The organism is Campylobacter concisus (assembly GCF_002165815.1).
GTDB classification, from domain to species: Bacteria; Campylobacterota; Campylobacteria; order Campylobacterales; family Campylobacteraceae; genus Campylobacter_A; species Campylobacter_A concisus_BH.
This window is the reverse complement of the sequence record NZ_NDYN01000003.1, coordinates 39,793-65,486: the sequence shown is the minus strand read 5'-3', so window position 1 is coordinate 65,486 and position 25,694 is coordinate 39,793. Positions and strand designations below refer to the sequence as shown.

The following is a 25,694-nucleotide window of genomic DNA, read 5'->3' as shown; positions in this document are numbered from 1 at the left end:
AGACTTTATAAATGTTTAAAGTTGCGATACAAAAATCCATCTAGGATTAAGACTTAACCTTATTTTTAGCAAAATCACAAAAGTATTTTAGAAGCAAAATTTCATCTTATTTTTGATCACATTTGATAAGATCTGCTCCGCCAAAGTGGCTTTTTGGAGCAGACTAAAGTGCTAGAGTTTGTAAATTTATCTTACGCTCTCCAGCCAAGTTTTTCTCGTTTTGCTTTCATGTCAGCTACGATATTTTCAGCAAGTGCGACAGGATCAAGATTTACTACCATTTTTGAGCCAAGGATCGGCAATGTGCCATTTGCCATAAATTCCTCAACATTTTTTGAGCCTTGAACTGGGGCAAAGACGCAGTGGTAAGATGAAATTCCAAGTAGTCTAAAGCCAAGTGCGGCATCTATGCCCTTTTCATTTGACCACTCAGGGCTTGAAAATGCGTATGGCAGGTCTTTGATGTCAGTATTTAAGTTTTGACTAAGCGCATTAAACATCGCTGAAGCCCTAGCGTTGTCCAAGCATTCGCCCATGTGCCAGATCGGCGGGATCTTATAAGGGGCTAAAAATTCTCTCAAGCTATCTCCGCAGTATTCAAGCGCATTTGCATTGCAAAGTCCTGTTTTTAGTAGCGGAAATGAGGCGCAGCCGTTTGTCATGATTAGGACATTGTTTTTTAGAAGTGTTCTAGCTACGTTTACGACAGCTTTTTCATAAACTACGCGTGGATTTGAGCAGCCGACTAAATTTACAAGTCCAAGGATCTTGCCCTCTTTTATCGCATCAGCGATAACCTGCGTTGAGCCAAAAATTTTATTTACATTTTCTAGTGAAAAGCCCATTTTAGCTTCGACTTCGTATTGCGGGATATGCACTGGTATGCCTTTTCTAGCTTCGTGGCTTTCAAGCGCTCTATATAAAATTTTCTCTGCGATCTCGTGAATTTCGCTCATATTTGAGTGATGATGGTCAAAGCCGATATGCTCAGCCCCAGGAAGCCTTGCAGAGTCGCTTGTAGTGATGACTGTCGTTTTGAAGCACCTTGCCACCTCCATAACGGTAGGATAGACATCTTGCACATCAGCTAGCCAAAGATCAAGCGCCCCTGTGCCAACGACAAGCTCTGCGCCAACTGCGTTTGAAAGCGGTATAACGCCGTCGTAGCGATACATAGCCGAAAGTCCGTTACAGCAAACACCATAAAACTGAATGCCCAGCGCGCCCTTTTCTTTAGCTAAATTTTGAAATTTCTCGCTCTTGCCAAGCTTAACGACGACACTTACTAAAAGTGGAGAGTGTCCGTGAAGAGCGATATTTACATAGCCTTTTTTGATAGCGCCTAAATTTATCTTAGAGTCATTTAGCTTTGGCAGACCAAATAGACAATCCATCGCAATAGACGTGCCAAGCGTGCTTGACCAAGCGTAAGCTAGGCCTGTGCGGAAAAACTGCTTCATTACATTTCGCCAGTCGCCATCTGTGCCAGTGCTCGTTCTGTGAAGGCTCTCTGTAACCTCGTGATAGACGCCTATTGGCAAGATATCAAGCTTTTTCCACACCTCTTGGCGCTCTTTTGGAGCAAAGGTCTTTATAGCTTTATGCTCTTGTGGCAAGGTACGAGATAGATCTTCAAGCAAGATATCAGCGATCTGCGAGGCAAGCTCATTTATGCTTTTGCTCTCATCAAGTCCAAAAGCCTTTGCGACTGCACGCACTTTCTCTTCGCCTTCTATTGGGATATTTAGCTTGCCAGTTGCTGCGTTTTTAAGAGCTATCATGTTTTCTCTGCCTCTTGCACCGTGAGCTGCAGCACCGCCAGCTACGTGACGGAGTAAATTTCTAGCTACGATGACATCTGCATCAGCGCCGCACACGCCACGAGTTGCCTTTGATGTGATCTTACATGGTCCCATAAAGCAGATCTTACAGCAAATTCCAGCCATGCCAAAGGTGCATTGTGGCTTTTGCTTGTCAAATCTATCAAAAACAGTCTCGATCCCCATATCTTGCATTTTTAGGAGCATTTCGCTAACGGCTGGATCAGGCGTTTCTTCGATTACTTTTTGCTTATTTGGAAAGGTTTTTTTATAAAGTGAGATAGCATTTGAGTAGTCTGTAAATTCTGCCTCGTCTTTGTAGTCATAAAAGCCTTTTTCATTTGGCTTAGCCTCTTTATCAAGTCCGTATTTCTGGATCTTGATGCCTAAAATTTCGTCGTTTGTTTGCATTTTTTGCTCCTTATGCAAGTAAATTTTATCTTTTGGATAAGTCTTGGATTATATCATCAAAAATTTTCACAGAGATTGATTTAGGATAAATTTAGTGTAAATTTTAGATTTGGTTACTATAATTACACACTTAAAATAAAATTCAGGAAAATTTATGACCAGGCGTTATGCTTTACAAATTTTAGGCTCTTTCTTGGCTCTTAGTAGCCAAAAAGCTCTAGCAAGCACTCCAAAGATCGGCGTAAAAATAGGCTTTGTGCCGATAAGCGATCATCTATGCATCATCGCTTCAAAGCTCTATAAAAGTGAAAATTTCATGATAGTGCCTATTAAATTTGCCAGCTGGGTTGATCTAGCTGAGGCGCTTAGGGCAGGGGCGATTGACGGGGCTTTTATGCTAGCTCCACTAGGTCTTATGCTAAGAGCAAATGGCGCAAAGATAAAGACTGTGCTATCAGCTCACAAAAATGGCTCAGCCCTTGTGGCTAGAAGCGACGTGGCCGGTCTTAAGCAGCTTGCTGGCAAAAAGATCGCTGTGCCTTCAAAATTTAGCATGCACTATTTTTTACTTGATACGATCTTAAAGCGGGAAAATATGAGTGCAGATATCATTGAGATGGCGCCACCTGAGATGCCTTTTGCGCTTCTTAGCCATCAGATAGACGCCTACATCGTGGCTGAGCCATTTGGACAAATGGCGGTAAATTTTAAAGGCAGAGCGAAAAATTTACTCTTTTCAAAAGATATAAAGCCAAACCACATCTGCTGTACATTAAATTTTCAAGAAGAAATTCTCTTAAAGCCTTATTTTAACGAGCTTTTAGATGCTTTTAAAAAAGCTGCAAGCTTTATCACAAAAGATCACGAAAAAAGCGCACTTTTGGGCAATGAGATCTTAAGTCAAAATGCAAATTTATTAAAGCTAGTGCTTGATAAAGAGATCGTAAGCTACGACGATCTGAGCCTAAAAGCAGAGGAGCTAGAGGAGCTAAAAGAATTTCTAATCAGCAAAAATTTAGGCAATCAAAAACTAGCAAATTTAGAGATAAACTCATACTTGGAGCAAAGATGAAATACCTTTTTCAAATTCTCGTTTTAGCCCTAGCTTTGCTTATCTGGCAAGCTTTTAGTGGGGACTTAGTACCAAGCGTAAAAGAGGTGGTAGGCGCATTTTTCGAGCTTGCAAAAAGCGGCAAACTGCTTCTTGGCGTCACTGACTCACTCATTAGATACGTCATAGGACTTCTCGTCGGCTCGTTTGTTGCGGTTTTGGTCGGACTTATATTTGGACTTTTTCCTAAATTTGCAAACGCATTTGAGCCGCTTATCGGGCTTTTGCGTCCTATTTCGCCGATTGCTTGGATACCTTTGATAGTCCTTGCCTTTGGCATCGGAGATAAACCAACCATTTTCATCATCGCTTATGCGATATTTTTCCCTATGCTGCTTCTTACTATAAATGCCGTAAAAAGCGTGCCAAATGAGCTTGTTTTGGCGGCTCGTGGCTTTGGAGCTAGCAAAATGCAAATAATCACTGGCGTCATCATGCCAGCAAGCCTTTTTAGCATCATCTCAGGGCTAAAACTAGCAGCGAGCCTTGCTTGGATAAATTTAGTAGTTGGCGAGATGGTTGGAGCGCAAAGCGGGCTAGGATATCTCATAATAGACGCTAGAAACCAGCTTAGGATAGATAGCGTAATGGCGGTGATTTTTGTGATCGGCGTGATAGGTATCGTGATAAATTTCATCTTTTCGCTCATTGAAAGATACGCAGGGGAGAGGCTTGGACGATGATAAAGATAAAAAATTTAACCAAATCTTTTGGGGACGCTAAAATTTTAAAAGGGATAAATTTAGAGATAAAGCAGAATGAATTTTGCGTTTTGCTTGGTGGCAGTGGCTCTGGCAAGACGACACTTTTAAACATCCTAAGTGGCACGAGCGAGCTTAGTAGCGGTGAAATTTCAATGCAAAATAAAATTTATACAAAGAAAATTTCACTAGACAAATCTCGCCAGATCATCACTCAAACCTACTCGCTAATGCCATGGCTAAGCGCAAAAGATAACATCAAATTTGCCCTAAAATGCTCTGGCATAAAGGATAAATTTGAACAAGAAAAGAGAGCTAGCAAATTTCTGGAGCTCGTTAGCCTTTCTCACAAGGCTGAGCTCTTCCCGCACTCGCTAAGTGGCGGTCAAAAGCAGCGTGTCGCCATCGCAAGGGCACTTAGCTTAAGCCCTGAGGTGCTATTTTTAGACGAGCCATTTTCTGCGCTTGATCCAATAACAAGGACAAATTTGCAAAAAAGCTTAAAGCAGATGTCAAAGACTCAAACCACTATCTTTGTCACGCACGATATCGATGAGGCACTATTTTTGGCTGATAAGATCGTGATCTTGCACGATGGTGTGATCATAAAAGAGATAATCAATCCAAATTTTGGAGTGCATGATCTAAAGTATTTTGAGCTAAAAGCTAAGATATTTGACCTTATAAATGGCGAAGATAACGAGGTTGAATACGCTATTTAATAAATTTTTAAATATATTTTTAAATTTTAAGCTATTATTAATCTTAGCGTGAAATTTATGTTATAAAGATTTACTACAATTACACACAAAGCAAATCATTTTTGTTATTCCTTTTTACCGATTGAAGCCTTGGGTATCCAAGGCTTTTTACTAAATTTTATAAGTTTTACGAGTAAGATTTATAAAATTTATCTAAAGGAGATGTTATGAGAAATACTTTGTGTTCTGTTGCGCTTGCTTCTACACTTTGTACGGCTGCTTTTGCCATTGGTGGTCCAAGCGGAGCTAAACTTGACTACGCTATAACAGGAGCTATCGGCGAAGTAGTGGTAAATCCATACGACACAGCACCTCTTACTGCAGTCATCAAAAATGGCGGCTACACACTAAGCAATGCAAAAGTAACCATCGTGCCAAAGCAAGGCGGTCAGGTGATAAGCTACAAAGTGGCTGACAAGCATCTTCGCACACATGGCGGCATCCCAGTTTTTGGTATGTATCCTGACTATCAAAACACCGTTGAAGTCGAGTACGACAAGAGCTACAAGGGTAAGACTGAGCATATAAAAGAGAGCTATAAAATTTACGCCCCAGCTATCTATCTAGAGAGCGCTGGCACGCCAAATCAAAAGGGCGCGCTATTTGACAAGATCGAGGTTACTAAGCCTGCTAGCGCTAAATTTGCAAACAGGCTTTACTACGTAAATAACTTTGTAAATAAAACAGGCAAGGGCACAAAAGTCGTTTGGAACAACCCAGCTGGCGGTGCGATCGAGTGGAACTACAGCCCAAATAACTTCATCCTTGATACAAAAGGCGAGGTTAGATGGTACCTTGAGCCAAGTAAAATTTATGACCTAAAACAGCCATTTCACGCTGGCGTTATGATGGGCTTTAAGCAAAATGACGACGGCGCTATGACTTGGGGATATGGCCAAAGATACGCAAAATACGACATCATGGGTAGAGAAATTTTCAACCGCGAGCTACCAGCTAGCTACAACGACTTCTCTCACTCAATGGACGTAGCACAAAACGGACACTACTTCTTGCGCGTGGCAAATGCCGACTACAAAAGGGCTGATGGCAAAAACGTAAGAACAGTGCGCGACGTCATCGTTGAGCTTGACCGCGACGGCAACGTAGTTGATGACTTTAGACTATATGAAATCCTCGATCCTTACCGCGATATCGTGCTAAAAACGCTTGATCAAGGCGCAGTTTGCTTAAATATAGACGCTAAAAAAGCAGGCCACACAGCAAGCTCTGATGAGCTTCAGTCTATGGATACACACGATAAATGGGGCGATATCGTAGGAGCAGGTCCAGGACGCAACTGGGCACACGTAAATAGTGTGGATTACGATCCAAGCGATGATAGTATCATCATCTCAAGCCGCCACCAAGACGCAGTTATAAAGATCGGTCGTGACAAACAAGTAAAATGGATCATGGGCGCTCACAAGGGCTGGAGCGATAAATTTAAAGATAAACTTCTTCAGCCAGTCGATAGTAAAGGCAACAAGATCGTCTGCGAAGATGAGTACTCAAAATGCCCAGGATACGAGAGCGACAAAGGTGGCTTTGACTGGCAATGGACGCAACATACGGCATTTAGGATAGATAGTAAGTCTAAAAAAGGCGAAATTTATCTAAGTGTCTTTGACAACGGCGACACAAGGGGCATGGAGCAACCAGCCATCGCTGGTATGAAGTACTCTCGTGCGGTCGTTTATAAGATCGATGAGAACAAAAAGACCGTTGAGCAGATCTGGGAGTACGGCAAAGAGCGTGGAAAAGAGTGGTATAGCTCAGTTACCAGCCTTACGCAGTATCAAGATGACCTTGATAGCGTGATGGTCTATTCAGCCGTTGCTGGCATGCAGTTTGACATCGCAAAAGGTCGCCCAGTGGGACTTCCTAGCCCACACATCGATGAGTTTGAGTGGGGCGCAAAAGAGCCTAGCATCGAGATAAAGATGACAAATGCTATGGGTTATCAGGCGTTTCCATTTAGCTTGCAAAAAGCGTTTGAGAAATAAAAATTTTCCTCCTTTGCTTCGGCAAGGGAGGGCTTTTTAGTTTTGTGTGATTTTAAAATTTATTTGCTATTTTGCTCTTTTAAAACAACCTTTACATTTTTCTCTCTTTTGCAAAACTCTAGAAAATTTAATCCATTTTTTGTATCGTCATTTAGTCTGGTGCAGCCAAAGCCCTTCTCATCATGTGGATAAAGCAATAAATTTAGGCTTGGAAAGATGAAAAAGCACCACTCATTTAAGGAGTATGTATAAAGCATAAGTAGTTTAGCCAGATCTTTGATCTCATCAAATCTTAAAGTATCTATCCTAAGGCAGATGGCAGGCAGCAAAATCTCACTATTTAAACCAAGATCAAAGTGCTCATTTGGCTCTTGCAAGATGCCTAGCTTTTTAAATTTATCGTGCAAATGTTTTACTTCAAGCGCTTCATCGCTCAAGTTAGTATCGTCGTAGTTTAAGGCGCTTTAGAGTGGCTAAAGGAGTTAAAATTTATATCGCTAAGCTTTAGAGCTTGGCTTATTAAGCTTGATTAATTTTTTTAAACGATCTGATCTTGCAAGAGCTCTATAAACTAAGAGCCTCTCGCATAGAAATTTCTATCTTTTTCTCATCAAGGCTGCCATTATAAAATAAATTTAATGCTAAAACCGCTTGATACAAGAGCATATCAGCTCCGTCTTTGCATGCTAAATTTTGCCTTTTAGCCTCTTTTAAAAATGGCGTTTGCTTGCCGTAAATAACATCAAATGCAAATTTAGCGCTTTTTAAAATGCCATCTAAAATCTCTTTTGGTGCTGGCAAAAGATCATCTTTTAGTCCTGCTGAGGTCGAATTTACCACTAGATCAAATTTATGCTCTTTATAGTCATCCCAGCTAAAGCACTCATAGTGATCTTTAAATTTATCAAGTCTTGCCTTGCTTCTATTTAGTATGCAAACGTCTATATTTTGTGATCTAAGTGCGTAGGCTAGGGCGTTTGCAGTGCCTCCTGCTCCAAGGATGATGGCGCTTTTTGCCTCTTTGAAATTTGATATCGCTTTTAAAAAACCAGGTGCGTCAGTGTTGTAGGCGTAAATTTTCTCATTTTTTAGCACCAAAGTGTTTGCAGAGCCTATTTTTTGGGCTGCCTCTGAGGCGTCGTCGGCTAAATTTAGAGCAAATTCTTTATGTGGGAGTGTGACATTTGCGCCGTTTAGTTTTAAGGATCTAAATTTATTGATTAGCTCATTGCCATCTTTTAGCAAAACCCTAGTATATAGGGCATCAAGAGCCAGATCGGCAATGGCTTTGTTGTGTAGTCTTGGAGATACCGAGTGAGCTATCGGATCTCCAAAAACTGCGAAGGTTTTCATTTTGCTCTAAAGACAAAAGCGTCTTTATTGACATCTTTTCTTATGTCATTTACGGCTTTTTGTAGCCCTTTTTCATCAAATGGACCAACTAAAATTTTAGTTAGCTCGCCAGCTTTTATAGTTTTGTAGCTATAGCCTTTAGCTGCTATTTTTTTCATATAGTCGGCATTTGGGTTAAATTTACTAGTTGCAAATACTTGAACATAAGAGCCTTTTGCGACGCTCTCAGCTTTTGCTGGAGCTTCTACTTTTTTCTCAGCTTTTTCTGCTTTTGCAGGAGTTTCAGCCTTTTTCTCTACCTTTGTTTCAGGTTTTTTCTCGGGCTTAGTTTCAGCTTTTTTCTCTGTTTTTACCTCAGTTTTGGCTGGCTTCGCCTCAGCTTTTTTCTCTGCTTTAGCTTCGCTTTTTGTTTCAGCTTTTTTAGCTGGAGCCTCTACCTTTGTCTCAGCTTTTTTAGGCGCTTCAGCTGGATGCTCTACAGCTTTTACTACCTCTTTTGGCTCTTCAGTTTTAGGAGCTGATTTTGCACCTTCTTTATCTTTTAGCTTTTTGATCATATCTTCAAAATCATCTTGTTGCTTGTTTTCAGGCACGATAGGTACTTGCTCGAAAAGCTGAGTATCGCCTTTTTTAACATCTGAATTTGTATCTTGCGCAGGCACCTGTGTATCGACTGGCTGCTCTGCTGGCACTGGAGGCAGAACTAGTCTTGAGTCGGCTTCATTTTGTGCTTGTGTCGAGTCGCTTGAGTTTATAAGCTTCATGGCTACGATGATGATTAAAAAAAGTATAACAAGAGCTGCTATAAACATAAGAAGTTTCTTTAGTTTTGCACCCTTTGCCTCATCATCTTTTTCTAAAAGTATATCTTTTAACTCTTCGTTTTCCATTATTTCTCCTTACATATATTTTGACCAACTTGCCCCGCGCTCTTTTTGGTAGAGCTTATAAGGCAGCGTTAGGATGTTAAATTCTTTTGGCATGTCGATATTTGGGAACATTCTCCACTCTTTGGCTAGCTTTTGTGAGAGCTTTGCGCTGAGCATATTTGCAAGCGTGCAAGCCTCATTTAGCGTAGTGTGGCCTTTGTGCACGTAAAGGTGCAGGTGGCCTGGCGTCTTGGTCTCGTAGGCTGTGAAATTTATAAAGCCTTCTTCTCTTAAAAGAAGCTGAGCTCTATGCCAAAACCTATCTGGAGTTCTGCCGTTGTAGTCAAAGACTATATTTTCGACCTTATCACTTGCATTGATTAGCGAGTGGGCGATTATAGCTTTGCCCTCCTCATGCTCTTTCATGACACTATAAGTTAGTGGTTCGTTGATCTTTTCAAATTTATCAAAGAAAATTTTACCCTTGTACTCTATCTTATTGACGATCGTGTCACGTTTGATGTAGTAGTGGGTCGTTATTATCTTTATAAGAGATGTATCAATACTTTGCATCAAAATGTCGCTTTATCGTAGATTATAAATTTATGAGCAAGATCGACTAGTTCGGCTTTTATCTTCTCTTGTAAAGATGCGTTGTTTATGTCGCTTAGCACATCAGCGATCTTGTTTGCTATTAGCTCAAACTCAGCTTCTTTCATACCACGAGCTGTAAGAGCTGGGCTACCTACACGTATGCCGCTTGTGATAAACGGACTTCTTGTCTCGCCTGGGACTGTGTTTTTATTTACAGTTATGCCAGCGTTTCCAAGAGCGATGTCCGCGTCTTTTCCGCTAAATTCGCGGTTTAAAAAGCTCATTAGGATTAGGTGGTTATCAGTGCCGCCACTTACTAGATCAAAGCCTCTGCTAATTAGCACTTCACCAAGTTTTTTAGCGTTTGCTTTTACTTGTTTGGCGTAAATTTTCCACTCAGGGCTAAGGTTGTGCTTAAAGCCAACTGCCTTTGCAGCGATGACATGAACTAGTGGTCCGCCTTGGATGCCTGGGAAGATAGAAGAGTTTATCTTTTTAGCGTACTCTTCGTTGTTTGTCATGATGATGCCGCCTCTTGGGCCTCTTAGAGTTTTATGCGTAGTTGAGCTTACGACGTCGCAGTGTGGGAAAGGATTTTGATGCTCACCGGCTACTACAAGACCAGCGATGTGAGCAACGTCTGCAAAGAGTATCGCGCCAACAGCGTCAGCTATCTCTCTAAATTTCTTAAACTCGATCTCTCTTGTGTATGCGCTAGCGCCACAAACGATCATTTTTGGTTTTACTATCTTTGCGATATCCATAACTCTATCGTAGTTTATGCGACCATCAAGCTCTACGCCATAAAAGAAACTCTCATACATCTTGCCAGAGCTGCTTACCTTTGCGCCGTGAGTTAAGTGTCCGCCGTGGCTTAGATCCATGCCTAAAATTTTATCGCCTGGATTAAGCAAAGCACCATAAACGCCTTGGTTTGCCTGAGAGCCTGAGTTTGGCTGAACGTTTGCAAATTCACATCCAAAAAGCTCTTTACATCTATCGATAGCGATCTGCTCGATCCCATCGACAAATTCACAACCACCATAGTATCTCTTGCCAGGGTAGCCTTCAGCGTATTTGTTTGTTAGGATTGAGCCCATCACTTCCATGACTTCTGGATATGTGAAATTTTCGCTAGCGATCATCTCAAGGTGGTCACACTGGCGTTTTAGCTCTAAATTTACTAGGTCGTAAATGTCTTTATCGTAGCTTTGCAAACTCATTTTTCGTTCTCCTTTGTCTCAGTTTTTAGTGGCCTCATCGCTGGGAAGAGGACAACGTCGCGTATTGATTTTTTATCTGTTAAAAGCATAACAAGTCTGTCGATGCCTATGCCTTCACCTGCAACTGGTGGCATGCCGTATCCTAGGGCTTTTACATAGTCCTCGTCCATCTCGTGAGCCTCGTCATCGCCTGCGTTTTTAGCGTCGATCTGCGCTTTAAAGCGGTTGTATTGATCGATCGGATCATTTAGCTCGTTAAAGCCATTTGCTAGCTCTCTACCAGCGATAAATAGCTCAAATCTCTCTGCCACGTCAGGATTTGTGTCGCTTCTTCTTGAAAGCGGGCTAATAGAGATCGGATAGTCTATGACAAAAGTTGGGTGGATGAGCTTACTCTCTACGTAGTTGTCAAAGAGTTCAGCTTGCAAGTGGCCAAGGTCAAGCTTCTCGTTTGCTTCAAAGCCATCTGCTCTTAGTTTTGCTAAAATTTTAGCTTTATCATTTATCACATCTTCAGCAAGTCCGCCTATCTCAACTAAGGCTTTTTTATAGCTTATGCGTTTAAATGGCTTACTAAAATCAATCTCCATGCCGTCAAAATTTATCACTTTCTCCATGCCAAGTTTTTCTAAAATGACATTAAATAAATCCTCTGTGATGCCCATTAGATCGTGGTAGTTGTGGTATGCCCAGTAAAACTCGATACTTGTAAATTCAGGGTTGTGGGTTAGGTCCATACCCTCGTTTCTGAAGTTTCTGTTCATCTCATAAACAGCTTCAAAACCACCAACTACAAGACGTTTTAGATATAGCTCGGGAGCGATTCTTAGGTATCTCTCAACTCCAAGAGCGTTGTGAAATGTCACAAATGGTTTTGCATTTGCACCGCCAGCTATTGGGTGAAGCATCGGAGTTTCAACCTCTAAAAAGCCCTTTTCTTCAAAAAATCTTCTAATCGTGCTTATAATCACCGAGCGCTTTTTAAAGTCAGCCCTAACTTCAGGGTTCATTATCATATCAAGATATCTTTGGCGGTATCTTGTCTCAACATCAACTAGCCCGTGGTACTTCTCTGGAAGCGGACTTATTGATTTTGTAGCTAAGCTAAGCTCATTTACATGCATTGAAAATTCGCCAGTTTTTGTTATAAAAGCGTATCCTCTAACATAGACGATATCGCCTATTTCTACATATTTCTTAACGATTTTAAACCACTCTGGATCAAGTGTCTTGTTGCTAAAGTAAATTTGTAAATTTCCATTTTCGTCTTCGATGTTTGCAAAGACCGCTTTGCCAGCGTCGCGGATCAGCTTTATCCTGCCTGCAAGGCCTACTAGCTGCCCCTCTGCTTTTTTCTCTTCTGTATCTTTTATATAGTTAAATTTAAGTCTAAATTTAGAGATATTCATATCTCTTCTAAGAAAATGTGGATATGGATTTATGCCTAAATTTCTAAGCTCATCTATGCTTTCTAATCTTTGAATTTCATGTTGGTTGTCAAATATCACCTTACTTTCCCTTTATATTATTTTTTGAACATTTTTCGCAAATTCCATAAAGCTGCATCATGTGACCAGTTAGTTTAAAGCCATGCTCTTTTGCAATGCTTATTTGCCTTTTTTCTATCATAGGATCTTCAAATTCTATGATAAGGCCGCACTTTCTGCATATCATGTGGTCGTGGTGTGGCTTTGTGGCAAGCTCAAATTTCTTGCCTTGTGAACCAAAGCTGATAGATGTTACCATCTCTGATTCTTCTAGTAAATTTAGCGTCCTATAAACAGTTGCGATGCCGATATTTAGCTCAGGATAGGTCTCTTTTATAAAAAGATATAGCCTCTCTGGCGTAAAGTGCTCGTCGTTGTTATAAAGCGTTTTTAGTAAAATTTCACGCTGTTTTGTATATTTTAAACCGTTGTCGCGAAGAACTCTTTTAAATTTCTCAAGCAAGGCATCATATTCTAAATTTTCTATCATTTTTCTTCCCCTTTAGTGACGTTTGTGTCGGTGTTTATGCTCGCATTTGCATCCATTGATATAAATGCATCACTCTTGTTTGTATCCTTTGGTCTTACTACCATTTCGTCCAGCTCATTTTTGATGTTTTTCACATCGATATTTGTTATCCATCTGCCAGTTTCAAGTAGGAGCGGATAGACCTTGCTGTTTGTGAAGTATGGCTCGATCATTTTATTTAGCGAAGTGCCTGACATTACGGCGACGACTGCTGATAATGTGAGGAAAATTTTGCCACTTCCCATGACAAATCCACCAAGCCTATCTAAAAAGCCAAGGCCGCTTACTGAAACTATCTTTGATAAAAATTTGCCAACTAGCAGACAAACTAGCCAAAAGACTAGCCAAAGTCCGATAAATGCGACAAATTGTAAAAATGAAGGATTTTCAAATTTATAGATATTTTTGCTTATGAAGCTCTCAGCTACATCTGAAAATCTACTAGCGACAACTAGACCGCCGATAAGTCCGATAAGTCCAAAAGTCTCTTTTATAAGCCCGTTTATTATGCCTTTTACACCAAGTATCAGGACAAGGGCGATGACGATAATGTCAAACCAAGTTACTAAATCCATCATACAGTTCCTATTAAATTTTGAAGTTCTTGCTGGCTAGTTGAGTAGGCTAGCGCGTTTTCTTTTGTGATCAAGCCCTCTTTTAGCGCTTTCATCAGGGCTTGAGTCTGCGTGCTCATGCCAGTTTGTTGCTGATTTAGCTGCATTTGAGAGTAAATTTGATGCACTTTGTTTTCGCGTATCAAGTTTGATATCGCCATATTATTTATCAAAATTTCATGCACAGCGCACCTTCCGCCGCCTATTTTTGGTATCAAACTTTGTGAGATGACAGCAGTTAGCGAAACGCTAAGCATATTTCTTACTTGAAGCTGCTCGCTTCCATCAAAGCTATCAACGATCCTATTTATAGTTTGTATGGCTGAGTTTGTGTGAAGAGTGCCAAAGACTAGGTGTCCAGTCTCAGCTGCTGTAATAGCCGTAGAGATCGTCTCTCTATCCCTCATCTCGCCCACAAGTATGATATCTGGGTCTTCACGAAGTGCAAATTTTAGCGCCTTTGAGTAAGAGTGTGTGTCGGTGCCGATATTTCTATGTGAAAATAGGGCTTTTTTGTTGTTATGCACAAACTCGACTGGGTCCTCAACGGTGATGATGTGCTTTCTATAATTTAAATTTATCTCATTAAGCATCGCGGCAAGCGTCGTTGATTTACCACTGCCAGTTGGTCCTGTAACTAGTATAAGACCCTTTTCTCGTTTAATGATATATTTAAAAATTTGTGGTGCATTTAGATCATCAAGCGAAGGGATATCGATAGGTATGATACGAAAAGCTGCCGCTAGATCGCCATTCATCGTGTAGTAGTAGTTGCCACGAAAGCGGCCGATATTTGGAAGTTCAATAGCAAAGTCAAGCTCTTTATTGTTCTCAAGTTCGCTCTTTTGGGCATCTGTGATTAGAGCGTAGCATAAATTTTCTATATCTTTGCCACTTAGCACGCCAAATTCAAGCGGTCTTAAAGTGCCATCTATCCTTATTTGAGGCTCAGACCTTGAGACTAGGTGGAGGTCACTGGCTTTATTGAAAACAACGGTTTTTAGAAGCGTTTGGATGTCACCAGAGAGATTGCTCTCTGATGCTTTGGTTTGGGCATCCGAGCTTTGCGCTCTTAGTTGTTCGATTAGATCCATATTTTACTCTATGATCTTTGGCACGGCAAAGAAGTGTCCCTCGCGTGAAGGGGCGTGCTTTAAAATTTCATCGACAACGTCACTTAAATGTGGCTCATCTTCTCTTAATGGAGTGCCACCTTTTATAGAGCTAACTACTGCCTCATCGCTACTTAGATCAAGCTCATTTAAAACATCGACAAAAGATACGATTTCACTTAATTGCTTCTTGATCTCTTCTCTTTTTTCATCATTAATTTGTAATGCTGAGAGTTTTTCTAGTTTATTTAAGAGAGTGTCGTCTATTTGCATTATTAAGCAACCTTTTAATTGATTTTGAGGCATTATATCACATTCAAGCTTTAATTTTGGGCTACTTTTAATTTAATTATGCTAAAATCTGCGAATTAAAATTTTTCAAAAGCAAGGAAAAACGTTGGCTATAAAAGAAGACTTAACCGAGATAAAAAAAGAGATCGACGCCCAGGAGCAGTTTCTTGAGAGTATGATCAAGGGAGAGCGTTTTTTTAGGAAATACAAAACTTTGCTGATCGTGCTATGCGTGGCAGCTATCGTCGCACTCATTGGATTTTACGCTAGCAAGGTTTTAAACGACAACAGAGTTGAGGAGGCAAATTTAGCCTATTCAAAGCTTATCTTAAATCCAAATGACGCAAGCGCTTTAAATGTTTTAAAGGAGAAAGAGCCAAGCTTATATGCACTTTTTTCACTTGGGCAAATGCTTGATAAAAACGATACAAAAGGCATTAGCGAGCTTACAAATTTAAAAGTAAATCCGATCGTAAAAGATATCATCCTTTCACAAACTGGCGATGCAAATACTCAAATTTTAAGCGAATATAACGCACTTTTAAAAGGTTTTGAGCTTTTAAAAGAAAACAAGATCAAAGAGGCAAACGACGAATTTAACAAGATCGCACTTGACTCACAACTACAAACTTTAGTTAAAAATTTAAAACACTATCAGGGAATAAAATAATGAAAAAACTTACACTATTCTTGGCTTTTGCCTTGGCTTTAGTTCTAAGCGGATGCGGCACAAAAAGACAATATTTTGAGCCTGCGCAAACTTCTGGTGAGATATCTTTATCAAAAGATCTTCCTTCTTACATCAAATCAGCAAATGCAAATGGCGCAACGCTTGATAATGGCAATATCATCACTAAAAATGGGCTAAATAAAAGCGTTACCTTGCCTGAAAATTTCAACTTCTTAAACGAAAACAACGGCTTTGTCATCTCAGCTAGTATAAATGGCGATCTAAACGTGACTGATCCTAGCGGTCACAGCGTTTATAGCGGTAAATTCCCAACTGCGATCGTAGCAGCCTCACTTGATCAAAACCAGCTTGCAGCTATCAGCGCATCAAACCACATCTATCTAATCGATATAAGCACTGCTACGACACTAATGGAGTATAGCTCATCTGAAATCGCAGCGGTTGACTCAAGAGTTGTGGCACCTTACTTTATGAGCTCACTCATCGTCTATCCAGCACTTGATGGTAAAATTTATATCGTACAAAAAGAGACTGGTAGAATTTTGCGCGACGTTGTCGTAAGCTCTGAAAATTTCTTTAACAACATCATATTTTTAGGCGTTGAGGGCGATAACCTAATCGCAGCAACAGCTAAAAAACTAATCGTCATCAACCCAAGCCAAACAGTTTATTATGACGGTGAGATCAAAGACGTGCTAGTTCATAACGATGAAATTTACATCTTTAAAAAAGATGGCACGATAGTAAGAACAGACCTCATGCTAAAAGAGCAAAATAAGATAAATTTCAAATTTGCTATCTTCTCAGCGGCTACTATTATCAACAATAAGCTCTATGTCATCGAAAAAACAGGCTATGTTATAAAGACAAATTTAGACCTTAGCGGAGCTGAAATTTATGAGTTTAGCGACGAGATAAAAGATAAAAGTTTTATGGGAAATGGCGCATTTTACTACGATAACGAGTATGTTAATCTAGGGCAATGAACCAAAAAATTTGGGAGCTTTTTGAAGCTAAAAAGATCTTGCTAAGAGATCTAAAAAGGCTTGATCTTAGTGAATTTACCAAGAAACGCTCGCTTGAGGCGTTTTTTGGTGTCGATACAAAAAATTTCTACGAGATCGTTTTTTTAAGAAGTGCAAAGAGCAGGCTTTTGCTTAAAGAAGCCAGCGAGATAAATGAAATTTGCACTAAATTTGAAGAGAAATTTCAAACCAAGATCAAAAAACGTGTGATCTTTTACAACTCTCAAATTTGCTCAAAATCCCTAAGCTACTTCAAAGAGCAAGGCTGGAGCTGTTATGATTTTGTGTGATATCGGCAACACCAACGCCTCTTTTTTGCAAAATGGCAAGATCACACATATAAAAGTTAGCGAATTTAAAAACTACAAGCCAGACGAAAAGGTCTATTTTATCTGCGTAAATGAAGAAATTTTGCGCATGATAGATAAGGACGAAATGTTTGTAAATTTAGAGCCTTACTTCGAGATAGACACGATCTATCAAGGTCTAGGTGTAGATAGAAAAGCAGGTTGCTATATGATAAATGATGGCGTTATAGTAGATGCTGGAAGTGCTATCACTGTCGATATAATGGCAAACTCACTTCATCTTGGCGGCTACATCTTGCCAGGCATCACAACTATGTTAAATGCCTATAAAAGCATTTCGCCACGCCTTGATGTGACACTAAATTCGCAAATAGACATCGATGCGTTGCCTCAAAAGACGAGCGACGCTGTGAGTTATGGCATCATAAAGCCCATTATCACGCTCATTTCAAAGTTAGCAGGCAGCAAAAAGGTCTATTTTACTGGCGGGGATGGTGACTTTTTGTCTAAATTTTTTAAAAATGCCATTTGCGATAAGATGCTGATTTTTCGTGCCATGCAAAAAATAATCGATGAGAAAAAGGAAATTTTAAAATGATAACAGTAGCCTTGCCAAAGGGTAGGATCGCAGAAGATACGCTTGAAATTTTTAGAAAAATTTTTGGTTCGAGCTTTATGTTTGAGGATAGAAAACTCATCCTTGAAGAGGGAAATTTTAGATTTTTAATGGTTCGCAACCAAGATATACCAACATACGTCACTGAAGGAGCCGCAGATATCGGCGTGGTCGGCCTTGATGTGCTTGAAGAGCATAAGCCAAATGTAGTAAGGCTACTTGATCTGCAAATAGGCAAGTGCAAGGTCTGCATCGGCATAAAAAACGAAGATGAGCTTGATTTTTCAAGGTCTGAGCTAAGGATCGCTACTAAGATGCCAAATATCACTAGAAACTACTTTGCCAAGCTTGCTGTTGGCGTCAAGATCATTAAGCTTTATGGCTCGATCGAGCTAGCACCACTTGTTGGGCTAAGTGATGCGATCGTCGATGTGGTCGAGACTGGCTCAACCATGAAGCAAAATGGGCTAAAAGTGGCTGGCGACATCATGCAAAGCTCAGCCTATCTGATCGCAAATAAAAATAGCTTCATCATCAAAAAAGATGAAATTTTGGAGCTTTATCAAAAGATAAAAGATGAAATTTCAAAGTAAAATTTGAAAAAATGTAAATAGCACAAATAAAGAAAAAATGGTTAAGGTAAAACACTGTTGCTCTCAAATGAAAGAGGCAACGAAATTAAATTGTAAGATTCATAACAATATTTATGATTGCCCAGACGTGCTTATTTCGTATTATCCTAGATTTGATGAATATGGAATTATAATTCACGATGGTGGCACAAGCAGTATTTCAATCAAATTTTGCCCTTTTTGTGGTACAAAATTACCAAAATCAAAACGAGATAAATGGTTTGACAAAATGGAAAAATTAGGAATAGATATTGATAATGATGAAATTCCTAAAGTATATTTAAATTATGGTTGGTGGTTGAAGAAGTGATTGAAAATTATTTTTTTAACTTTTTTTAATCAACATAAAAACTAGTTGTTGCCAATTTTAAACGGCTATCACATAAAAAATCTTTATAAATTTCTATTTAACTAGATGTAAAAGCAATATAAAATGCTTAATATTTTTTTGTCCACTCACAATGGCGGTGTGTTTTGTTAGATTTTTTAAGACCGAGCAGATATAACTTTGTATAAAAACAGCAAATTTGCTTTAAATTCTGCTGGCAAAATTTGATCCAAGATGGTAAATTTTATTCGATACAGTTAAAATTTAAATGGAAAGAACGAGCAAATTCATATTAAAAAATAATAATTGTTTTTGTATTTTAAAATTTTAAATTTTTAACTTTTCTTGATAGTTTAAATTTAACCGAAAACAAAATTTAGCCTAAATTTTACCGCCAAACATCTCATACATCGCTTTTTCTTCACCCCAAAGCTCGCGGTGCTTTTTGATCGATGATTTGATAGCGTTTATGAGATAGAGCACATCCTCTTTTGTGTGCGTGTAGTGCATGCTTACCCTTACAAAACCTGGTTTTTTCTCTAAGATCTTATTCTCTTTAAGCCCCAGCAGATCAAAAGCATAAGGTCCAGCACACATCACGCCAGCGCGGCTTTGTATGCCGTGGTTGTTACTAAGCGTTGCAGCAAAGTCATAAGGCGAAATGTCGCGCACATTAAATGAAAAAATAGGCAGTTTTTCTGCATTTTTAGGGCCATAAATGGTGATATCTTCGATGTTGCTAAGCTCTTTTTCAAAGAAATTTGCCAGTTCATCTTCGCGAGCTTTGATCTTTTCTAATCCGACGCTTGCCTGCAAGTTGTAGGCTAGGCTTGCTCGCACCAGCCCCAAGATAGATGGCGTGCCAGCCTCTTCAAGCTGCTCGGCATTTTTTATAAAAAGGTGCTTTGATGGCGTCGCAAGAGCGATGGTGCCGCCACCTGCAAAGCTTGGTATATCACTTGTATAAAGCTCTTTTTTGATCGCTAAAAGCCCACAACTCCCAACTCCACCAAGTAGCTTGTGAGGCGAGAAAAAGGCTGCGTCAAAATAGGCGGCGTCTAAAATTTCATGCGAGCTGGTTGCTGCGCAGTCAAATGCCACCACTCCGCCAAATTTCTTAACGAGCGAGTAAATTCTCTTGTAGTCGGTTTTTACGCCCGTGACATTTGAGGCGGCGCTAAAGCAGGCGATGATCTTTCTTTTTGCGTTTAGTTTTAGCGTCCTCTCAAGCATCACGTAGTCTATCTCGCCGTTTTCATCAAGCAAGGTGCGTTCGCAGTCACAAAGTCCCTCGCGAAAGCTGATCTCGTTTGAGTGGTGCTCATAGGGTCCAACCAGCACAAGTGGTAAATTTACGCTTCTTAAATTTGCTTCGCCGATCAAGGCTCTTGTCGTTGGCGGCAGATAAATTCCCATTATCTCTTGAAATTTCTTTATCGCAGCCGTTGCGCCTTGGCCTGTTGCTATTAGATAAAAGCTATCATCAAGCCCCAAAAGCTCTTTTAACTCGGCTCTTGCGTTTTCGTAGCGTTTTTGCGTTAGCACGGCGCTTGAACTGCTGTCTGAGTGGGTGTTTGCGTAGGTTTTTAAAAATTTTGAAATTTCATCTTCGATAGGCGCATAGGCAAGGCCTGAGGCCGTGTAGTCAAAATAGTAAATTCCATCTTTTAAAATGATATTTTTTCTTACTTCATCTATAGTTGGCACGATTTTCCTTTTGGTTAAAAACGCGATTATAATGAAATTTTGTATAAAGTGAGGTTACAAGCGGGCAGGGCGCCCACTCGCGTGATTATTTGTTTAAGAAGTTTTTTTCTAACCACTCGTTAGCTTTTGCTTCACTCTCAAATCTTTGGCTCTTAGCAACTTGGTTTGCACCCTCATAGAAACGGATACGAATGCCGTCTTGAACGCTATCGATCTTGATTCTCGTGATCTTATCTTTGTTTAGATAAGTCCTGTCGTTTAGTTTTACATACATGTTTTTCTCCTTTTAAAAATTTGGTTTATTTTTTATCGTTTTTCTTTTCGTCTTGTTTTAAAAATAGCTCTTTAAAGCGCTTATTTGCATAGTCTTCGATGTCATTTTGAAGCTGCTTATAGGCGTTTATGAGCTCGTGTGCTCTATCATTTAGCGTGGTGCCAGCGCTATCTCCGCCACCTTGCTTGGTCGTAAAGAGATCTTCTTTTAAATTTTTTTGCAAAATTTGCAGATGTGACCAGCATTTTTTATAATTCATACCTAAAATTTCAGCTGCCTTTGATATCGAGCCAACCTCGGCTATAACGTCTAAAACTTCGGTTTTGCCCTTGCCAAATATAAGCTCGCCCTCGTCGTTTTCTATCCAAGTCTTTGTCTTTACTCTCATCTTTTTGCCTTTCTTTTCCTTAAAACAGCCTAGCTGACAGTACTTCACGTCAAAGCCGTAGTCTCTAAGCGTCGAGCGCATGGTCTTTAGCCCGCCGTTAGCCGCCGCCATCTCTCTTGCATCTTTGCAAAAAACTCTGCCCTTTTCGTCGCTCACTTCTTTTAGTTTTAGTGACAATGTAAATTTACCGCGGTCTTTATCCAAGCCACCAAACTGTCCAAGCTCGCAGTTGTCTATCTTGATGCCAAGCCTAGTTGCCTCGTCGCTTACCTCACCGACTTCTATGCCAAGCTTATTTGCGATCTTAAAAGCCGTGCCGCAGTCAAGTTTGCCGCTTTTATTTAGCGTTTGTTTTATTAGCTCTTCTAAATTTTTACTCATAAATTCTCTCTTCGCCGCTATAAACGTTGATATTTTCGCCCCTTGCAAAGCCGCAAAGTGTAAGCTCAAATTTACGAGCGATCACCACGCCAAGGCTAGTCGGTGCTGTCCTTGAGATAAGCGCTGGGATGCCGTGCATAACGGCCTTTGCAACCATCTCTGAGCTAAGTCTGCCACTCACCATCAAAAATGAATTTGCTAAGTTAGCTCCATCCAAAACGGCCTTGCCAACGGCTTTGTCGATCGTATTGTGTTGAGCGATATCCTCGCCTATGTAAAATTTATCTTCGCTCACAAAAAGCTTTGCCGTATGCACGCAGCCAGTCATCTCGTAAAGCTCGCACTGCGTATAAAACTCCCTCATTTGAGCAAGGATCATATCTTTGTTAAATTTAGCTCCGCTTTTTACGGCTCTTGCCGCCATCGCCTGTGGGTCGATATTTGCCGTTGAGCTTCTGCCACAGCCACTTATTATGACCTTCTCTTCGTCAAACTGCTCTAGACGTTTTTCGTTCACTTTGGCGCTTACATAGACGCTTAGCTCGTCGCTTGAGAGCCTAACTTCTGTTATGTCCTCTGGCTTTGTGATGACGTTTTCGCTGATCAAATAGCCCACAGCAAGCGCCTTTTGATCCGTTGGCGTTGCCATAACGGCACCAAATTTTTTGTCATTTATGTAAATTTCAAGCTTGATCTCACGCACCAAAATATCATCAACCTGCGCTTTTTGCTCGCCCTTATATTTGATGATCTGAGTTTTATAAATCGGTTCCATCTTGCTCCTTGAAGTTTTCACAAATGATAGCCCAAAAAGCTAAATTTAATTTTGGATTGTAGTAAAAATTTGCTTAAACAAAGCAAAAAGCTTAAACGCATTTTGATACGAGATAAACGTTATTGTAATTAAAATTTGATATGCAAAATTGGCATATTTCTTAAAGTATAAAATTAGAGAAAATAACAAATTTTATAGGTGCAAAAAGCACCTATAAATTTACGCTTTTAGTTTTAGTCTGTCGCCAGCGTAGTAAGCGATCTTCCAAACAGTAGTTTGTTTTAGGTTCTTTTCGCCATAACCTCTTGCAGCAACTCTGTCATTGTAGATTTTTTCGATCACATCTGACTCGCCAACTAGTAGAGCTTTTGTAGAGCACATCGCAGCACAAACTGGCACCTTGCCCTCAGAAATTCTATCTTGTCCATATACTTCGCGCTCTTCTTCACTATTAGTTGGTAGCGGACCGCCTGCACACATGGTGCATTTATCCATTACACCTCTTGCACCAAAAGCACCATCTTTAGGGAATTGTGGCGCACCAAATGGGCAAGCATATAAGCAGTATCCACAACCTATGCAGATATCTTTATCGTGAAGTACGATGCCATCAGCTCTGATGTAGAAACAATCAACCGGACAAACAAGCGAACAAGGCGCATCTTCGCAGTGCATACATGCGATTGACGTTGAAATTTCTTTACCTGGCACACCCTCATTTAGCGTTATAACGCGGCGTCTTCTAACGCCGATAGGCAACTCATGAGCTTCATCACACGCTACCGCGCAACCGTTGCAATCAATGCACCTATCTGTATCGCAGTAAAATTTAAGTCTATTGTTATCGTTAAATGCGCTCATATTATGCCCTTTCTATGCGGCAAAGACCGCCTTTTGTTTCTGGAATTTGAGTGTTGATATCATATCCATAGTTTGTTACGGTATTTGCACTCTCACCAACCGCAAATGGCAAAGTTCCTTCTGGGAAATTTCCAGTCATATCAACACCTTGCATATATCCAGCCCAGTGGAATGGCAAGAAGATCATATTTGGCTTAACCGATGGCACGATCCTTGCACGAACCTTGATCTTGGTACCCTCAGGTGAATGAACCCAAACAAAATCCCAATTTTTAATGCCATGTTTAGCCGCTAGCTCTGGGTGGATGTCGGCAAACATCTCAGGCGTAATGCGTGATAGATACTTACTAGCACGCGTCTCCATACCAGCACCACTGAAATTTACAAGACGAGCTGTAATAAGGTTGATAGGGAATTCTTTTGAGAAGTCCTTACTTTGTTGCAAGCTTTCAAATTTAGTATCAACGCGGTATTGTTTTGCTTTATCTTTAAAGCTTGGATACTTCTTGGCTAGATCTGGTCTTGGTGAGTGGATCGGCTCTCTATGCTTAGGGATCTGATCGGCAAATGTCCAAACGATAGTTCTAGCACGTGCATTGCCATACGGAGCGATGTTTTTCTCCAAGCATTTTGTTGCTATGATATTACTATCATCAGTTGACCAGCTGGCTCCGATCCTTGCTTTTTCATCATCAGTTAGTGTGATGCCTAAAATTTTCTCGATATTGTCTTTTTTGATCTCAGGATATCCGCCATTTATAGATGAACCAACTGGCGCTGAGCCCTCAGCTGCTAGCTGACTAACACCGTTGTGCTCTAAACCAAAGCGGTTTCTAAAGCCCATTCCGCCTTCGCGAACTGATTTATTTGTATCATAAAGTATTGGGCTACCTGGGTGATTTTCTGTCCAGCATGGCCATGGAAGTCCGTAGTATTCGCCCTCAACAGGAGTGCCAGGCTTGCCAAGAGATGTTACTTCATCAAATTTATCCCAGTTCTCTTGGTGGCGTTTTAGGCGCTCAGGTGTCCAGCCAGTCATACCTATAGTTTTTATAATATTTGCTATCTCGTGAGTAGCAGCTTCTGGCCACTCTATCTTGCCGTCAGCGTCCCTTATAGTGCGAGTTAGCTCGTCATAGAAGCCTATACGTTTAGCTAGTTCAAATAACAATTCATGATCAGGTATGCTCTCATAAAGTGGTTTGCATACTTGGCTTCTCCATTGACCACTTCTGTTTGTAGCTACGACTGTGCCGCTAGTTTCATACTGAGTTGAAGCAGGTATGATATATACATTATCTTTTTTATTTGTTATAACGGCAGCGTCATTTACAAACGGATCTACACAAACAAGTAGCTCAAGCGCATCAAGACCCTCTTGAACCTTTGCTTGCTGTGCAGTAGATGTGATACCATTTCCTATAACTACAAGAGCTTTTAGGCTATCTCCTGCATTATCGATCGCATCATTGCCATCTTTACCATTGAGCGTACCAGCCCACCAGCGTGCAAGTGAAAATCCTGGCTTAAACATCCACTCAGGCTTGATAAAATTCTTTTGCAACCACTCGAAATCAACCTTCCACATTTTTGCAAAATATTTCCAGCTTCCTTCATTTTTAGGGTAATAACCAGGTAGGTTATCTGGTAAATTTGCCATATCAGTTGCACCTTGAACGTTGTCGTGGCCTCTTAGGATGTTACATCCGCCGCCACTTACGCCCATGTTGCCAAGCACTAGTTGCAAGATCGGAGCTATACGAGTGTTTGAGCTGCCTATTGTGTGCTGAGTTAGACCCATCGCCCAAACGACCGAGCCAGGGCGATTTTTAGCATAGACTTCTGTGATCTCTTTAAGAGTTGCAGCGCTCACTCCAGTCACGTCTTCAACGACTTCTGGTGTCCATTTTGCAGCCTCTTCACGAATCAGATCCATACCATAAACACGGTCATCAATAAATTTCTTATCCTCCCAGCCATTTTCGAAGATGAGATTCATCATGCCATATACAAAAGGTATATCCGTTCCTGGGCGAATTTGTGCGAAATAATCAGCCTTTGCCGCCGTTCTTGTATATCTTGGATCAATTACTATTAGCTTAGCGCCCTTTTCTTTTGCTTTTAAAAAGTGTCTAAAACCAACTGGGTGATTTACCGCTGGGTTTGATCCGATTATAAAAATAGACTTTGCATTTTGGATATCTCCAAGGTGATTTGTCATAGCTCCATAACCCCAAGTATTCGCCACACCGGCGACTGTAGAGCTGTGTCAAAGACGTGCTTGGTGATCTAGGTTGTTTGTCCCAAACATCGCAACGAATTTGCTTATATAATAGCTTTGCTCGTTGCAGTCTTTTGCTGATCCTAAAAACATTACTTGCTCTGGATTTTTCTCGCGGTAAGCTTTTAGTTTTGCACCGATCTCGTCAAGTGCTTGCGTCATAGAGATGCGTTGCCACTTGCCACCAACTTTTTTCATCGGATATTTTACACGGCAGTGTGAGCGCACCATATCGATAACGTCTGCTCCTTTACAGCAGTGACCGCCAGCACTTACTGGGTGATCTTGTGCTACTTCTTGACGCACCCATACACCATTTTCTACCTCTGCTAGCACTCCGCATCCTACAGAGCAAACTGTGCAGACAGTTTTTACTATTTTTGAGTCTGGAAATGGGTTTGCCATCTCTTGAGCTGTTGCTTCTCTTGTGACATTGCTTGCTGCAAAGCCGGCCGCTCCACAAGTACTTGCTAATGCAGCCATTTTTAAAAACGATCTACGGCCGATGTTGTTTGGCGTAGCGTTTAATCTAGCTTCAGACATTTTCA

At 40.5% G+C, this 25,694-nt stretch carries 27 protein-coding genes; 10 read left to right on the top strand and 17 right to left on the bottom strand.

The genetic code is table 11. The features are described from left to right. Positions 1-191 precede the first annotated feature (191 nt). Entirely contained in the window at positions 192-2,231 is a 2,040-nt protein-coding gene (gene cooS, locus B9N65_RS03965) for an anaerobic carbon-monoxide dehydrogenase catalytic subunit (RefSeq protein WP_087582892.1), read from the bottom strand. Between the two features lie 154 nt (positions 2,232-2,385). Here cooS and B9N65_RS03960 point away from each other — a divergent pair, with 154 nt between their 5' ends. The 4 genes from B9N65_RS03960 (at position 2,386) to B9N65_RS03945 (ending at position 6,807) form a co-directional block, all read left to right on the top strand. Continuing rightward, on the top strand, positions 2,386-3,303 hold the full coding sequence (locus tag B9N65_RS03960) for an ABC transporter substrate-binding protein (RefSeq protein WP_087582891.1): 918 nt from the start codon (positions 2,386-2,388) through the stop codon (positions 3,301-3,303). Continuing rightward, complete coding sequence (locus B9N65_RS03955; RefSeq protein ID WP_087582890.1) at positions 3,300-4,025, top strand: ABC transporter permease; 726 nt, start codon at positions 3,300-3,302, stop codon at positions 4,023-4,025. Before B9N65_RS03960 ends, B9N65_RS03955 begins: the two co-directional genes overlap by 4 nt. Beyond that, positions 4,022-4,765 (top strand): ABC transporter ATP-binding protein, encoded by a 744-nt coding sequence (locus tag B9N65_RS03950; RefSeq protein ID WP_012140336.1) that lies wholly within the window; start codon positions 4,022-4,024, stop codon positions 4,763-4,765. Before B9N65_RS03955 ends, B9N65_RS03950 begins: the two co-directional genes overlap by 4 nt. A 206-nt stretch (positions 4,766-4,971) precedes the next feature. Then, positions 4,972-6,807 carry an aryl-sulfate sulfotransferase gene (locus tag B9N65_RS03945; protein ID WP_087582889.1) on the top strand — a complete coding sequence of 612 codons (1,836 nt, stop codon included), beginning with the start codon at positions 4,972-4,974 and terminating at the stop codon, positions 6,805-6,807. A gap of 59 nt (positions 6,808-6,866) precedes the next feature. Here B9N65_RS03945 and B9N65_RS03940 read toward each other — a convergent pair whose 3' ends face one another. The 10 genes from B9N65_RS03940 to gatC form a co-directional block, all read right to left on the bottom strand. After that, a complete protein-coding gene (locus tag B9N65_RS03940) occupies positions 6,867-7,244 on the bottom strand; it encodes a hypothetical protein (RefSeq protein ID WP_087582888.1) in 378 nt (125 codons plus the stop codon). A gap of 127 nt (positions 7,245-7,371) precedes the next feature. Then, entirely contained in the window at positions 7,372-8,160 is a 789-nt protein-coding gene (locus tag B9N65_RS03935) for a shikimate dehydrogenase (protein WP_087582887.1), read from the bottom strand. Continuing rightward, positions 8,157-9,050, bottom strand: a complete 894-nt coding sequence (locus B9N65_RS03930) for an SPOR domain-containing protein (protein WP_087582886.1) — start codon at positions 9,048-9,050, stop codon at positions 8,157-8,159. The genes B9N65_RS03935 and B9N65_RS03930 overlap by 4 nt, the downstream gene beginning before the upstream one ends. 9 nt (positions 9,051-9,059) lie before the next feature. Then, complete coding sequence (locus B9N65_RS03925; RefSeq protein ID WP_087582901.1) at positions 9,060-9,602, bottom strand: DUF1882 domain-containing protein; 543 nt, start codon at positions 9,600-9,602, stop codon at positions 9,060-9,062. Beyond that, positions 9,602-10,846 carry a serine hydroxymethyltransferase gene (locus B9N65_RS03920; protein WP_087582885.1) on the bottom strand — a complete coding sequence of 415 codons (1,245 nt, stop codon included), beginning with the start codon at positions 10,844-10,846 and terminating at the stop codon, positions 9,602-9,604. Before B9N65_RS03920 ends, B9N65_RS03925 begins: the two co-directional genes overlap by 1 nt. After that, a complete protein-coding gene (lysS, locus tag B9N65_RS03915) occupies positions 10,843-12,351 on the bottom strand; it encodes a lysine--tRNA ligase (RefSeq protein ID WP_257640023.1) in 1,509 nt (502 codons plus the stop codon). Before lysS ends, B9N65_RS03920 begins: the two co-directional genes overlap by 4 nt. Positions 12,352-12,355: 4 nt before the next feature. Continuing rightward, on the bottom strand, positions 12,356-12,823 hold the full coding sequence (locus B9N65_RS03910; RefSeq protein WP_002941362.1) for a Fur family transcriptional regulator: 468 nt from the start codon (positions 12,821-12,823) through the stop codon (positions 12,356-12,358). After that, a complete protein-coding gene (locus B9N65_RS03905) occupies positions 12,820-13,437 on the bottom strand; it encodes a CvpA family protein (RefSeq protein WP_087582900.1) in 618 nt (205 codons plus the stop codon). Before B9N65_RS03905 ends, B9N65_RS03910 begins: the two co-directional genes overlap by 4 nt. After that, complete coding sequence (locus B9N65_RS03900) at positions 13,437-14,570, bottom strand: type IV pilus twitching motility protein PilT (RefSeq protein WP_021085022.1); 1,134 nt, start codon at positions 14,568-14,570, stop codon at positions 13,437-13,439. Before B9N65_RS03900 ends, B9N65_RS03905 begins: the two co-directional genes overlap by 1 nt. A gap of 3 nt (positions 14,571-14,573) precedes the next feature. Further along, the gene (gatC, locus tag B9N65_RS03895; RefSeq protein WP_021085025.1) at positions 14,574-14,861 is read right to left on the bottom strand and encodes an Asp-tRNA(Asn)/Glu-tRNA(Gln) amidotransferase subunit GatC; all 288 of its coding nucleotides are present in this window, start codon (positions 14,859-14,861) and stop codon (positions 14,574-14,576) included. Positions 14,862-14,985: 124 nt separating this feature from the next. Between gatC and B9N65_RS03890 the strand changes: the two genes are divergently transcribed. The 6 genes from B9N65_RS03890 to B9N65_RS03865 are packed head-to-tail and all read left to right on the top strand — an operon-like array spanning position 14,986 to position 18,461. After that, positions 14,986-15,549 (top strand): hypothetical protein, encoded by a 564-nt coding sequence (locus B9N65_RS03890; RefSeq protein WP_087582883.1) that lies wholly within the window; start codon positions 14,986-14,988, stop codon positions 15,547-15,549. After that, on the top strand, positions 15,549-16,556 hold the full coding sequence (locus B9N65_RS03885; RefSeq protein ID WP_087582882.1) for an L-seryl-tRNA selenium transferase: 1,008 nt from the start codon (positions 15,549-15,551) through the stop codon (positions 16,554-16,556). Before B9N65_RS03890 ends, B9N65_RS03885 begins: the two co-directional genes overlap by 1 nt. Then, a complete protein-coding gene (locus B9N65_RS03880; protein WP_087582881.1) occupies positions 16,553-16,885 on the top strand; it encodes a hypothetical protein in 333 nt (110 codons plus the stop codon). Before B9N65_RS03885 ends, B9N65_RS03880 begins: the two co-directional genes overlap by 4 nt. After that, the gene (locus B9N65_RS03875; RefSeq protein WP_087582880.1) at positions 16,872-17,501 is read left to right on the top strand and encodes a type III pantothenate kinase; all 630 of its coding nucleotides are present in this window, start codon (positions 16,872-16,874) and stop codon (positions 17,499-17,501) included. Before B9N65_RS03880 ends, B9N65_RS03875 begins: the two co-directional genes overlap by 14 nt. After that, on the top strand, positions 17,498-18,112 hold the full coding sequence (gene hisG / locus B9N65_RS03870; RefSeq protein ID WP_087582879.1) for an ATP phosphoribosyltransferase: 615 nt from the start codon (positions 17,498-17,500) through the stop codon (positions 18,110-18,112). The genes B9N65_RS03875 and hisG overlap by 4 nt, the downstream gene beginning before the upstream one ends. Positions 18,113-18,149: 37 nt before the next feature. Next, positions 18,150-18,461 (top strand): DUF6980 family protein, encoded by a 312-nt coding sequence (locus tag B9N65_RS03865; RefSeq protein WP_219336880.1) that lies wholly within the window; start codon positions 18,150-18,152, stop codon positions 18,459-18,461. Between the two features lie 399 nt (positions 18,462-18,860). Here the strand turns inward: B9N65_RS03865 and B9N65_RS03860 are convergent, their stop codons facing one another. From B9N65_RS03860 to B9N65_RS03835, 6 genes are all read right to left on the bottom strand, one after another. Then, a complete protein-coding gene (locus B9N65_RS03860; protein ID WP_087582878.1) occupies positions 18,861-20,186 on the bottom strand; it encodes an aminotransferase class V-fold PLP-dependent enzyme in 1,326 nt (441 codons plus the stop codon). Between the two features lie 85 nt (positions 20,187-20,271). Next, on the bottom strand, positions 20,272-20,460 hold the full coding sequence (locus tag B9N65_RS03855) for a hypothetical protein (protein WP_002941192.1): 189 nt from the start codon (positions 20,458-20,460) through the stop codon (positions 20,272-20,274). Between the two features lie 25 nt (positions 20,461-20,485). Next, positions 20,486-21,229 (bottom strand): winged helix-turn-helix domain-containing protein, encoded by a 744-nt coding sequence (locus B9N65_RS03850; RefSeq protein WP_002941311.1) that lies wholly within the window; start codon positions 21,227-21,229, stop codon positions 20,486-20,488. Then, positions 21,222-22,004 carry a formate dehydrogenase accessory sulfurtransferase FdhD gene (fdhD, locus tag B9N65_RS03845; protein ID WP_021085019.1) on the bottom strand — a complete coding sequence of 261 codons (783 nt, stop codon included), beginning with the start codon at positions 22,002-22,004 and terminating at the stop codon, positions 21,222-21,224. Before fdhD ends, B9N65_RS03850 begins: the two co-directional genes overlap by 8 nt. Positions 22,005-22,223: 219 nt before the next feature. Continuing rightward, positions 22,224-22,865 (bottom strand): formate dehydrogenase FDH3 subunit beta, encoded by a 642-nt coding sequence (fdh3B, locus tag B9N65_RS03840; RefSeq protein ID WP_009294800.1) that lies wholly within the window; start codon positions 22,863-22,865, stop codon positions 22,224-22,226. Position 22,866: 1 nt separating this feature from the next. Next, a complete protein-coding gene (locus tag B9N65_RS03835) occupies positions 22,867-25,689 on the bottom strand; it encodes a formate dehydrogenase subunit alpha (protein WP_257640020.1) in 2,823 nt (940 codons plus the stop codon). Positions 25,690-25,694: the final 5 nt, after the last annotated feature.